Below are 10,739 nucleotides of genomic sequence, written 5' to 3' on the forward strand. Positions count from 1 at the left end.
CCGGCTCCCCGACATCGGGCGGCTGCGGTGGCGCGCCCGTCGGCAGGCGGCTCCCGGCTGCTCGGCGGTGGGCGGCTGCCGCAGGCGTCGTCCCCGGCGGCGGGCTGGCCGTCGGTGGGCAGGCTGCCGCGGTGGTCGCCTGGTGGTGGGTCGCTCGCCGCAGGTCCCGGGTGCGCGCGTTTCGGCGATGGCCCACCGGGCGCGCACCCTTCCGACGGCCGTGCCCGCCGAGCGTTGACTGGCCGCGAACCCGCACCCGCCGCGGCTGTCCGGCGAACGTCTCCCGGGAATGCCGCACTCGTGGAGCGCTGAGCCTCAGCTGATCCGCTCCAACAGCCTCACCTCAACCTCCGGAAGTTCCTCGAACCGGGCCCGGCCGTCCGTGGTCACCAGCGTGCGGCCGGTGGCCCGGGCGGTCGCGGCGATGATCAGGTCGTGGGCGCCGCGGGCCTGCCCCGTGCGCTGGAGGTGGGCCAGCAGCTCGGCGTGGTGCTCGACGACGCTCGTCGTGTAGTCCACCACCGGCGTCACCGCCAGGAACTCCGCCAGGAACGCACTGTGCGCCGCCCGGCGGGCCGGGTTCGGGTCGAGCCGCAGTCCCACCTCGTATTCGGCGATCGCCACGGCCGGTACGGCGACGTCGTCCTCGTCGCCGATCGCTCCCGCGGGCAGCCGTTGCCGCGCGGCGTCGACGAGGATGCCGGTGTCGAGGATCAGTCGCGCCACGGGTCACCGTCCAGCTCGGCCGACGCCGTCTCGCGGACCTTCGTCACGTTCTCCTCGAACCCGCCACCGGCTTCGAGCTTTCCCGCCCAGCGGTGGAACACCGCGCACACCTCGGTGCCGTTCGCGCGCGGCGCAGGCACGATCAGCGCCACCCGTCTGCCGTTGCGGGTGACGACGATCGTTTCGCCCTTCTCCGCTTCGTCGAGCATCGCGGAGAACGACCGGGAAGCTTCCGATGCCGTCAGTTCCATCACGGGATCAGATTATCAGATTCCAGGTTTCTGAACACCGCCGCCACCGCAGTGTCCCCCGATGGTGGAAGTAGCCTCGGCTCGTGAGTGAACTCAGCCACGTCGACGAAACCGGCGCCGCCCGCATGGTCGACGTCTCCGGCAAGACCGCCTCCGCGCGCACCGCGCTCGCCGCCGGGACCGTGCGGACCACCGCCGAGGTGCTGCGGCTGCTGGCCACCGACGGCCTCCCCAAGGGCGACGCCCTCGCCACCGCGCGCATCGCCGGGATCATGGGCGCCAAGCGCGTCCCCGACCTCATCCCGCTGTGCCACCAGATCGCGCTGTCCGGGGTCAAGGTCGAGTTCACCCTCGGCGAGGCCGAGGTCGGCATCCGCGCGACGGCGAAGACCACCGACGTCACCGGCGTCGAGATGGAGGCGCTGACCGCGGTCGCCGTCGCCGGGCTGACGCTGCACGACATGATCAAGGCCGTCGACCCGGCGGCGACGCTGGACGAGGTCCGCCTGCTCCGCAAGGACGGCGGCAAGACCGGAACCTGGGAGCGGCCGTGAAGCGCAGCGCGCGCGTGATCGTGGCGTCCAACCGCGCCGCGAAGGGCGTCTACGAGGACAAGACCGGCCCGGTGATCGCCGCCTGGCTGGCCGACCGCGGGTACGACGTGCCGGCGCCGGTCGTCGTCGAGGACGGCGAACCGGTGGGCGTCGCGCTGCGGGCGGCGCTGGCCGACGGCGTCGCCGTGGTCCTCACCACCGGCGGCACCGGCATCTCGCCGACCGACCGCACCCCGGACGTCACCCGCGCGCTCCTCGACCACGAGCTGCCGGGCGTCGCGGACGCGATCCGCGCGGCCGGCCTGCCGAAGGTGCCGACGGCGGTGCTCTCACGCGGCTTGGCGGGCGTGGCGGGCCGGACGCTGGTGGTGAACCTGCCGGGCTCCAGTGGCGGCGTCAAGGACGGTCTCGGCGTGCTGGACGGCATCCTCGAGCACGCCGTCGACCAGCTGGCGGGCGGCGACCACCCGCGCACCGCCGCTCCGGGGCCCGCGGTGCGGGTCGCGCGGGCGCTGGTGACCGAGGAGACGCTGTCGGTCGAGGAGCACGCCCGCCTGGTCGAGGACGACGCGGCGGGCGCGGTGGTGACGTTCGCGGGCGTCGTCCGCGACCACGACGGCGGCAAGGGCGTCCGCGACCTGACGTACGAGGGCCACCCGAGCGCGAGCCAGGTGATCGCCGACGTCGTCGCGGACCTGTCGGCGCGCTGGACCGGCGTCCGCGCGGTGGCGGTGAGCCACCGGCTGGGTGCGCTGACGATCGGCGACGTCGCGCTGGCCTGCGCTGTGGCGGCGGAACACCGCGGGCAGGCGTTCTCGGCGTGCTCGGAGCTCGTCGACGAGGTCAAGGCGCGGCTGCCGGTGTGGAAGCACCAGCACTTCACCGACGGCACGGACGAGTGGGTCAACTCGCCGTGATCCGGAACGTCGCGACCCGGTCGGCGGCCGCGGCGAACTGGTCCGGGTCGGCGGTGGTGACCAGCCCCAGTTTGACGAACATCGGCACCCCGCCCGGCACCTCGCGCGGGAAGGCCCGCATGACCCGCGCGCGGGTTTCGGCGTCTGTGACCTCCTCGAGCGTCACGGCCTGCTTCCGGCGTCCGTAGGCGAGCTCGCCGCGGCCCGCGGCGCGGACGTTGCGCGCCCAGTCGCCGTCCGGCAGCCCGGCGACGACGTACCGGTGGCCGTCGACGGTGAGAGGGGAAACCGGGGTGGGCCGCGGCACGCCCGAGCGGCGACCGGGGACGGTCAGGACGTGAATGGTGCCCAGGCGCAGCCCCATGCGCGTCAAGAGGCGGATGAGGCGGTTGGCGGGGCGGAGCCAGCGGGGCAGGTCGTGGTGGGTCGGCACGAGTAAATCCTTTCGACTATCGAAATACTTACCGGCCAAGGTAGACTCTTTCGAGTGTCGAAGCAATCACGGGTCACCGAGGCCACGCTCGCCGCAGCGGCGTTCGGAGCGGCGAACGACGTGGTCGACGAAGCCGCCGCGACGGCGTTCGGCGTGAACCGCACGGACCTGCGCATCATCGGCCTGGTGGCGGCGGTGGGAACGTTGACGGCGGGCAGGCTGGCCACGGAGGCGAACCTGAGCCCGGCCGCGACGACGACGGCGATCCAGCGCCTCGCGAACGCGGGGCATCTGACGCGCCGCACGGACGTGGACGACCGGCGCCGGGCGGTGGTGGAGCTGACGCCGAAGGCCGCGGAGCTGCTGGAGGAGGTGTACGGGCCGATCGAGCGGGCGGGCCGGGCGTTGCTGGCGGAGTACACGGCGGAGCAGCTCGAGTTGGTGATCGAGGTGCTGCGGAAGGGTGAGCGGATGCAGCTGGCGGAGGCGGAGCGGATCCGGGCGCGCTGAGGGGCTTTGGGCGGGCCTGTCCGGTTCGCCGGGCTGAGGAAGGCTTGCGCCGCCCTCAGGAGGCGCTGAGCGCCCCTGAGGGGCGTTGTCGCGCTGGGGAGCCTGTCTGCGATGGGATGGCCGTGTGGCGCCGGCTTGGCCGGCCGCGCTGGGGCAGCTCTGCGGCAGCGAGCTTGGCCCGGCCGCGCGGGGGCGGCTCTGCGGCCGGCTTGGCCCGGCGAGCTGGCCGCAGTGCGGGCTGGGTGGGCGGCCTCTGACTTGGCTTGGCGAGTCTGTCCGCGCTGGGCCCCGGCTGTGCGGCGGCGAGGTGCGCTTGGCGAGCGGGGCGACCTTGCGGCAGCCAGTCTGGGCCGGCTGTGCGGCGGCGAGGTGCGCTTGGCGAGCGGGGCGACCTTGCGGCAGCCAGCTTGGCCCGGCCACTTGTCTGCGCTGGGCCGGCTGTGCGGCGGCGGGCTCAGCCCCAGCGGGCCGCCCGCGCCGAAGCGCAGGCTTGGCCTCCGGCCCCCGGTATCCAGCTTACCGGCGGGGACCGACAATCCCGGCGCCCCGGAAACGCGTGAAGGGCTCCCACCGCCCGGGGGATCGGCGGTGGGAGCCCTTTCAGGTCACGGCTCGAGGCCGGACTCGCGCATCACTGCGTGATCGTCACTTGGTGGCGATCTTCTGCCCGACGAGGATCAGGTCCGCGTTCGGGATGTACTTCGCGTTCAGCTCCTGCAGCTTCTGGTAGCCGCCCTGGACGTTGAACTGCTTGGCGATCTTGGACAGGGTGTCGCCCGCCACGACGGTGTAGTCACCGGCCGGGTTGGAGCTGCTCACGCCGGTCGCCGCGGGGGCGGCCGGGGCCGGCGCCGCCTTCTTCGGGGCGGGCGCGGAGGTGCTCTTCTTCGGGGTCACCTTCTTGGTGACCTTGCCGGTGGCCTTGGGGGCCGACGAACCGCTGCCGCCCTTCTTGCCGCAGACCGGCCAGGCGCCGATGCCCTGACCCTGCAGGACGCGCTCGGCCACGGCGATCTGCTGCTCGCGGGAAGCGTTCGCCGCGCTGCCGGTGCCGCCGTAGGCCTTCCAGGTGCTCTGCGAGAACTGCAGGCCGCCGTAGTAGCCGTTGCCGGTGTTGGTGCTCCAGTTGCCGCTGCTCTCGCACTGCGCGATGGCGTCCCAGTTGGTCGCCGACGCGGGGGTCGCGGCGATCGCGAGGGGAGCGCCGACCGCGATGCCCGCGATGGCGACGCGAGCGACGGTGCGGGTGGCAGCGGACATCTTGCGGTGCTTGCCTCGGTAAGACATTTGGATGCTTCTCGGTTTCCCAGCGCCTACGAACCGTTGTGAGGGTCAGGATCGGGGTCCTGGCGCCGGCCATCTCAGGCCGGCAGGCGAGTCCGACGCACGGCGCGTCTTCGTCGTCCCCTCGTCCCTGTCCGGAAATGCTTTCGCTCGGGGTATGGGTCCGGGGATCCGTCGGACAGGGCTAGGCGCTACGGATTCCCGGTCTTGCTTCGGTCGGTCGGGGCCAACCGAAAAGCGACGGTACGTAACGATGGCCGTGATCGGAAATTATTCGAGGCGTGACCTACGTCACAGTAACGGCACGCAACCCCTGTCGATATGCCTGTTTGTGCAGGTCAGGCGGCCGTTATCTGGCCGTTTCCTCCCCGAGATAAAACACGGATCGTGAGGCTTGCATCACGTGTTTCGGGCAGCGAATGGGCCATTCGCGCCGCCCGGATCGCGATTGGGGCGCGCATCTTATGGGCCTGGACGTTAGGTCGCCAGACTTGACAATCCTGCCTCAGTTGCCCCAAGAGTCACAGCAGTCCCACCTGTTCGTGGGGTTTCCCGACCCGGTCGGAGCGGTGGCGGCAGCTACCTCCCCGAGCCGACGCCGACGCAGGGCGACGGACCAGGTGAAACAGGTCACCGGAAGGCGTGGCGGCCGGTCGCGATCAGCTTCTCGCGAACACCCGGAATCGGTGACGCGCCACGCCGGGCGCCGGAAAGCCCGTCGCCGAGCGGTCGGCCGCCGTACCCGAGCGGTCGCCGTTTTACAGGGAGAACGAAGTTCGCGGGGCTCCGCCGGATGGACCAGACCTCCGGCCCGCGTGCTTGGAGAGCCGACACACGTGATCAGGAGGTCGACACGCCGCGGCGGCCTGCCTGCGCCGTGTCGACCCTTCAAGCACGCGTGTCGGCTGCTCGATCACGCGTGTCGACCCTGCGATCACGCGGGTTCGCGGGTGGGTCAGCCGCCGGCGAAGGGTGGGAGGACGTCCAGCTCGGCGCCGTCCCGGAGGGGGCGGGTGAGGTCGCGGACCGCGATGCCGTCCAGGAGGTAGCTGACCGCGTCGAGGATCCGCGGCAACGAAGAAGGGTGCAGGCGGGCCAGCTCGGCCACCGCGTCGGCGACCGAGGCCCCGTCCGGCAGCTGGACCTTCTCCTCGTCCACGCCCGCCGCGGCCCGCGCCGAAGCGAAGTACCGCACCACGATGGTCATCGTCGCCACCTCAACCGCCGATCGCGCTCATCGGCCGGATCGGCTGCGCGAACCCGGCGTCGTTGATCTCGTGCCCGGCGAGCTTGCCCCACATCGTCGCGCGCCAGGCGTCCGCCACCTCCTCATCGCGCGCGCCCGCGCGCACGAGGGACCGCAGATCCGTCTCGTCGTTGCTGAACAGGCAGGAGCGCACCGCCCCGTCGGCCGTCAGCCGCGTCCGCTCGCAGGCCGAGCAGAACGGCCGGGTCACCGACGCGATCACGCCGACGTCGCCGGGCCCGCCGTCGACCAGCCAGCGCTCGGCTGGTGCCCCGCCGCGCGCCTCCGAGGCCGGCGTCAGCTCGAACGACGACGCCAGCATCGAGAGGATCTCGGCCGCGGTGATCATCTCACCGCGGTTCCAGCCGTGCTGGGCGTCCAGTGGCATCTGCTCGATGAACCGCAGGTGATAGCCCTCGTCGAGGCAGAACCTCAGCAGCGGCACGGCTTCGGACTCGTTGAGCCCGCGGATCAGCACGGCGTTGACCTTCACCGGCGACATCCCGGCGTCCCGCGCCGCCGCGAGGCCCGCGAGCACGTGCGAGAGCCGGTCGCGGCGGGTGATCGTCTTGAACAGCTCGGGATCGACCGTGTCGAGCGAGACGTTGATCCGGTCCAGCCCCGCCTCGGCGAGGCCCGCGGCGCGGCGGGCCAGCCCGATCCCGTTGGTGGTCATGGACAACCGCGGCCGGGGCGACAACGCCGTGATCCGCGCGACGAGGTCCTCGAGACCCGGCCGCAGCAGCGGTTCGCCGCCGGTGAGCCGGATGTCGGTGACGCCGAGCAGTTCGACGGCGATCCGCATCAGCCGGACCAGTTCGTCGTCGGTCAGCACCTGCTCGCCCGGCATCCAGTCGAGGCCTTCCGCGGGCATGCAGTAGGTGCAGCGCAGGTTGCACCGATCCGTCAGGGAAACCCGCAGATCGGTGGCCACCCGGCCGAAGGTGTCGATGAGATGGGGGTTCTCGGGCCGGGGCACGCGAGATGACCCTCGTGTACCGGGGACGCGAGGAAACCCGAGATCCACTGCTGTCATTACGCACAGAGTAGCTCTCCGAAGCCCGGCTAGGATACTTTGCGCAGTGAGTGGTTCAGTGGGCGAACTAAGAGGGCTTGTGACGGAAAAGACTTACCCGGTCACCGAAGAGGAACTCTTCCGCTTCGCGGAATTGGGCAGGCAAGGCAGCACGTTCACCGTCCTGCGGCACGCCAGGATCGCCGAGCGGATGGGCCTGTCCGGCACCGACCACAAGACGTTCGACCTGGTCATCCAGGCCGGCGGACCGCTCACCGCGGGTCGGATCGCCGGGCTGACCGGCCTGTCCACCGGCGCGGTCACCGGGGTCATCGACCGGCTGGAGAAGGTCGGCCTGGTCCGCCGCGTGCGGGATCCCGAAGACCGCCGCAAGGTCCTCGTCGAGGTCGTGCCGGGAGCGGAGGAGCGCTTCGCGCCGCTCTTCGAGTCGGCCTTCGACACCCTCCGCGAGACGCTCGCGCAGTTCTCCCCGGCCGAGCGAAAAGCCATCGAGCGTTATCAGAATGTCATCCTCGAACAGCTGCGCGCCGAAGTCATGGGCAATTCGCGCCCCGCATAGCTTTTCCTCAACTGCGGAGATAATGTCTGCGGCATGCCGCAATTTCGGTTGTCCGAGGCCGCGCGCCTGCTCGGCGTCAGCGACGACACCGTCCGGAGGTGGGTGCGCGCGGGGCAGCTGACCGCGACCGACGACGCCGCCGGCCGCAAGGTCGTCGACGGCGCCCAGCTCGCCGGGTTCGCCCGGGCGCAGGCCGCCGCGCCCGACGACCCGTCCGCGGTCGGCCGGTCCGCCCGCAATAGGTTCGTGGGGCTGGTCACCGAGGTGATCGCCGACAAGGTGATGGCCCAGGTGGAACTGCAGTGCGGGGCGCACCGCGTGGTGTCCCTGATGAGTACGGAAGCCGTCCGCGAGCTGGGCCTGCGCCCCGGTGTGCTCGCGGTCGCGGTGGTCAAGGCGACCACTGTCGTGGTGGAAACACCGGAAGGAAGTCGATGAAGAAACTTGCCCTCGCTGTGGCCGCCGTCGCCCTGTTCGCGGGCGCGTGCAGCAGCTCGGACGAGCCCAGCACGCAGACCGGCGGGTCGTCCGTCACCGCGCCCGCGCCCAAGGGGGCCGGGAACGCCGGCGGTGGCACGCTGACCGTGTTCGCCGCCGCGTCGCTCACCGAGTCGTTCACCGCGCTCGGCAAGGCGTTCGAAGCCAAGCACCCCGGCACCACCGTGAAGTTCAGCTTCGCGGGCTCGTCCGGCCTGGTCCAGCAGCTGACCAACGGCGCCAAGGCCGACGTCTTCGCCTCGGCCGACCAGGCCAACATGGACAAGGCCGTCCAGGGCGGCGTGATCGACGGTCAGCCGACGGTCTTCGCGACCAACAAGCTCGCCATCGCGGTCGCCCCGGGCAATCCCAAGGGCATCAAGTCCTTCGCGGACCTGAACAAGGCCGGGCTGACCGTGATCACCTGCGCCCCGCAGGTGCCGTGCGGTTCGGCGACCAAGAAGGTCGAGACGGCGACCGGCGTCACGCTCAAGCCGAAGAGCGAAGAGCAGGACGTCAAGCAGGTGCTGAACAAGGTCGCTTCCGGTGACGCCGACGCGGGCCTGGTCTACGTCACCGACACGACGTCGGCCGCGGGCAAGGTCGACAAGGTCGACTTCCCCGAGGCGGCCCAGGCGGTCAACAGCTACCCGATCGCCGTGGTCAAGGGCGGCCAGAGCGCGCTGGCCAAGGAGTTCGACGACTTCGTCCTCGGCGCCGAAGGCAAGACCGAGCTGGGCAAGGTCGGGTTCGGCCCTGCGCAGTAAGTGGTCCCCGAACGGCCGGCCGGGATCCGTCCCGGCCGGCCGTTCGCGCGTCCCGTGGGTCCTGGCCGTCCCGGCCACCCTCGCGCTGGCGCTGGTCGTCCTCCCGGTCGTCGGCCTGCTGGTGCGCTCGGACCTGACGCGGCTGCCGTCGCTGATCGCCACGCCGTCGTCGTGGCACGCGCTGCGGCTGTCGCTGATCACCGCCGCGTTGTCCACACTGGCCTGTGTGCTGCTCGGCGTGCCGCTGGCCGTCGTCCTCGCCAGGGCCCGCTTCCGCGGCGTCCGGGTGCTGCGCTCGATCGTGCTGCTGCCGCTGGTCCTGCCGCCGGTCGTCGGCGGCCTCGCGCTGCTCTACCTGCTCGGCCGCAAGGGCTTCCTCGGCGCGCTGATCACCGCGCTGACCGGGGAGTCCGTCCCGTTCACCACGACCGCCGTCGTCATCGCGCAGACGTTCGTGGCGATGCCGTTCCTGGTCGTCAGCCTCGAAGGCGCGCTGCGTGGCTCCGGCGACCGCTACGAGCAGGTCGCCGCGACCCTCGGCGCGCGCCCGTGGACCGTCTTCCGGCGCGTCACGCTGCCGCTGCTGCTGCCCGCGCTCGGCTCCGGCGTCGTCCTCAGCTTCGCCCGCGCGCTCGGCGAGTTCGGCGCCACGATCACCTTCGCCGGCAGCCTCGAAGACGTCACGCGCACGCTGCCGCTCGAGGTCTACACGCAGGCCGAAGTGGACATCGACAGCGCCGTCGCGCTCTCGCTGCTGCTCATCGTCGTGGCCGTGATCGTGATCGCCGTCGCGCGGCCGCGTTCGTGGGAAGGCGGCCTCCGGTGAGCCTGACCGCCCGGATCGCCGCCGTCCGCGGCTCGTTTTCGCTGGACGTCGACCTCGACGTGCCCGCCGGAACCGTGCTGGCCCTGCTCGGCCCCAACGGCTCGGGCAAGTCGACGGTGCTGGGCTGCCTCGCCGGGCTGATCACGCCGTCGTCGGCGGAAATCACCGTGGCCGGCCGCGCGCTGGCCGGCGTCGCGCCGCACCGCCGCGGGATCGGCCTGCTCTCCCAGGACGCCCTGCTCTTCCCGCACCTTTCGGCGGCGGACAACGTCGCCTTCTCGCCGCGCTCGACCGGCGCCGGCCGCCGCGCCGCCCGCGAGCGCGCCTACTACTGGCTGGCCGAAGTGGACGCCGTCGCGCTGGCCGACCGGCGGCCGGGACAGTTGTCGGGCGGACAGGCCCAGCGCGTCGCGATCGCCAGGGCACTGGCCGCCGAACCGGACCTCCTGCTGCTCGACGAGCCCTTCGCCGCCCTCGACGTCGACGCCGCACCGGCGATCCGCGGCCTGCTGCGGCGGGTGCTGAAGACCGGGCCGACGACCGTGCTCGTCACGCACGACCCGCTGGACGCGCTCGCGCTCGCCGACCACGTCGCGGTGCTGAACGACGGCCGGATCGTCGAACGCGGCCCGACCCGTGAGGTGCTTTCGGCCCCGCGGACGGCGTTCACCGCGCGGATCGCCGGCCTCAACCTGGTGGCCGGGACCGCGGTCGCCGAAGGGCTGCGGACGGCGTCCGGCGAGGTCGTCAGCGGCCTCCCCGCGGCCGACGTGGTGCCGGGGGAACCCGCGGTGGCGGTGTTCGCGCCGAACGCCGTCGCCGTCTACCCGCACGACGGCGAGCACCGCGGCAGCCCGCGCAACACCGCCGACGCCGTCGTCGCGGCCCTGGAGCCGCACGGGCCGGTGATCCGGGTCCGGGCCGAGGCCGGCGGCTGGGCCCACGGCCTCACCGCCGACCTCACCCCGGCCGCCGTCGCCGAGCTCGCCCTGGAGCCCGGCTCGGCGGTGACGCTCTCGGTGAAGGCCGCGACCGTGGCGATCCACCCGGCCGCGGCCTCCTGACCCAAGCGCCCCAATGTGGCGTTGGGTGCGTCTGACGCACCCAATGTGGCGTTCGGTGCGTCAGATGCACCGAACGCCACATTGGGGCG

General features: G+C 72.1%; 14 protein-coding genes. 8 read left to right on the top strand and 6 right to left on the bottom strand.

The window, feature by feature from the left end; translation table 11 throughout:
• Positions 1-315: 315 nt before the first annotated feature.
• Both ACWEF6_RS26525 and ACWEF6_RS26530 read right to left on the bottom strand, forming a co-directional pair.
• Positions 316-726 carry a PIN domain-containing protein gene (locus ACWEF6_RS26525; protein WP_449685407.1) on the bottom strand — a complete coding sequence of 137 codons (411 nt, stop codon included), beginning with the start codon at positions 724-726 and terminating at the stop codon, positions 316-318.
• Positions 714-977, bottom strand: coding sequence for a type II toxin-antitoxin system Phd/YefM family antitoxin (locus tag ACWEF6_RS26530; RefSeq protein WP_449685408.1), 264 nt, complete (start codon positions 975-977; stop codon positions 714-716). The genes ACWEF6_RS26525 and ACWEF6_RS26530 overlap by 13 nt, the downstream gene beginning before the upstream one ends.
• A gap of 83 nt (positions 978-1,060) precedes the next feature.
• Between ACWEF6_RS26530 and moaC the strand changes: the two genes are divergently transcribed.
• Entirely contained in the window at positions 1,061-1,531 is a 471-nt protein-coding gene (gene moaC, locus ACWEF6_RS26535) for a cyclic pyranopterin monophosphate synthase MoaC (RefSeq protein ID WP_449685409.1), read from the top strand.
• Positions 1,528-2,448 carry a molybdenum cofactor biosynthesis protein MoaE gene (locus ACWEF6_RS26540; protein WP_449685410.1) on the top strand — a complete coding sequence of 307 codons (921 nt, stop codon included), beginning with the start codon at positions 1,528-1,530 and terminating at the stop codon, positions 2,446-2,448. The genes moaC and ACWEF6_RS26540 overlap by 4 nt, the downstream gene beginning before the upstream one ends.
• Here ACWEF6_RS26540 and ACWEF6_RS26545 read toward each other — a convergent pair.
• Entirely contained in the window at positions 2,435-2,881 is a 447-nt protein-coding gene (locus ACWEF6_RS26545) for a nitroreductase family deazaflavin-dependent oxidoreductase (RefSeq protein ID WP_449685411.1), read from the bottom strand. The genes ACWEF6_RS26540 and ACWEF6_RS26545 overlap by 14 nt on opposite strands.
• A gap of 54 nt (positions 2,882-2,935) precedes the next feature.
• Between ACWEF6_RS26545 and ACWEF6_RS26550 the strand changes: the two genes are divergently transcribed.
• Positions 2,936-3,391, top strand: coding sequence for a MarR family winged helix-turn-helix transcriptional regulator (locus tag ACWEF6_RS26550; RefSeq protein ID WP_449685412.1), 456 nt, complete (start codon positions 2,936-2,938; stop codon positions 3,389-3,391).
• A 645-nt stretch (positions 3,392-4,036) separates the two neighbouring features.
• Here the strand turns inward: ACWEF6_RS26550 and ACWEF6_RS26555 are convergent.
• From ACWEF6_RS26555 to moaA, 3 genes are all read right to left on the bottom strand, one after another.
• Positions 4,037-4,678 (bottom strand): transglycosylase family protein, encoded by a 642-nt coding sequence (locus ACWEF6_RS26555; RefSeq protein ID WP_449685413.1) that lies wholly within the window; start codon positions 4,676-4,678, stop codon positions 4,037-4,039.
• Positions 4,679-5,630: 952 nt separating this feature from the next.
• A complete protein-coding gene (locus ACWEF6_RS26560) occupies positions 5,631-5,882 on the bottom strand; it encodes a MoaD/ThiS family protein (RefSeq protein ID WP_310968724.1) in 252 nt (83 codons plus the stop codon).
• Between the two features lie 10 nt (positions 5,883-5,892).
• Entirely contained in the window at positions 5,893-6,900 is a 1,008-nt protein-coding gene (gene moaA / locus ACWEF6_RS26565) for a GTP 3',8-cyclase MoaA (RefSeq protein WP_449685414.1), read from the bottom strand.
• Positions 6,901-7,036: 136 nt separating this feature from the next.
• Here moaA and ACWEF6_RS26570 point away from each other — a divergent pair, with 136 nt between their 5' ends.
• The 5 genes from ACWEF6_RS26570 to ACWEF6_RS26590 all read left to right on the top strand — a co-directional run bounded on the left by ACWEF6_RS26570 (position 7,037) and on the right by ACWEF6_RS26590 (position 10,650).
• On the top strand, positions 7,037-7,516 hold the full coding sequence (locus tag ACWEF6_RS26570) for a MarR family winged helix-turn-helix transcriptional regulator (RefSeq protein ID WP_449685415.1): 480 nt from the start codon (positions 7,037-7,039) through the stop codon (positions 7,514-7,516).
• A 33-nt stretch (positions 7,517-7,549) separates the two neighbouring features.
• Positions 7,550-7,954 (top strand): TOBE domain-containing protein, encoded by a 405-nt coding sequence (locus ACWEF6_RS26575; RefSeq protein WP_310968721.1) that lies wholly within the window; start codon positions 7,550-7,552, stop codon positions 7,952-7,954.
• Complete coding sequence (gene modA, locus ACWEF6_RS26580) at positions 7,951-8,760, top strand: molybdate ABC transporter substrate-binding protein (RefSeq protein WP_449685416.1); 810 nt, start codon at positions 7,951-7,953, stop codon at positions 8,758-8,760. The genes ACWEF6_RS26575 and modA overlap by 4 nt, the downstream gene beginning before the upstream one ends.
• A gap of 61 nt (positions 8,761-8,821) precedes the next feature.
• Positions 8,822-9,586, top strand: a complete 765-nt coding sequence (locus ACWEF6_RS26585; RefSeq protein WP_449685418.1) for an ABC transporter permease — start codon at positions 8,822-8,824, stop codon at positions 9,584-9,586.
• The gene (locus tag ACWEF6_RS26590; RefSeq protein WP_449685417.1) at positions 9,583-10,650 is read left to right on the top strand and encodes a sulfate/molybdate ABC transporter ATP-binding protein; all 1,068 of its coding nucleotides are present in this window, start codon (positions 9,583-9,585) and stop codon (positions 10,648-10,650) included. Before ACWEF6_RS26585 ends, ACWEF6_RS26590 begins: the two co-directional genes overlap by 4 nt.
• The last annotated feature ends 89 nt before the right edge of the window (positions 10,651-10,739 follow it).

The organism is Amycolatopsis sp. NPDC004772, assembly GCF_053601215.1.

Excerpts from the sequence above, each read along its gene's own strand:
- ACWEF6_RS26575 (WP_310968721.1), top strand. The coding sequence starts at position 7,550 with ATGCCGCAATTTCGGTTGTCCGAGGCCGCGCGCCTGCTCGGCGTCAGC.
- ACWEF6_RS26555 (WP_449685413.1), bottom strand. The coding sequence starts at position 4,678 with ATGTCTTACCGAGGCAAGCACCGCAAGATGTCCGCTGCCACCCGCACC.
- ACWEF6_RS26530 (WP_449685408.1), bottom strand. The coding sequence starts at position 977 with ATGGAACTGACGGCATCGGAAGCTTCCCGGTCGTTCTCCGCGATGCTC.
- modA (WP_449685416.1), top strand. The coding sequence starts at position 7,951 with ATGAAGAAACTTGCCCTCGCTGTGGCCGCCGTCGCCCTGTTCGCGGGC.
- ACWEF6_RS26560 (WP_310968724.1), bottom strand. The coding sequence starts at position 5,882 with ATGACCATCGTGGTGCGGTACTTCGCTTCGGCGCGGGCCGCGGCGGGC.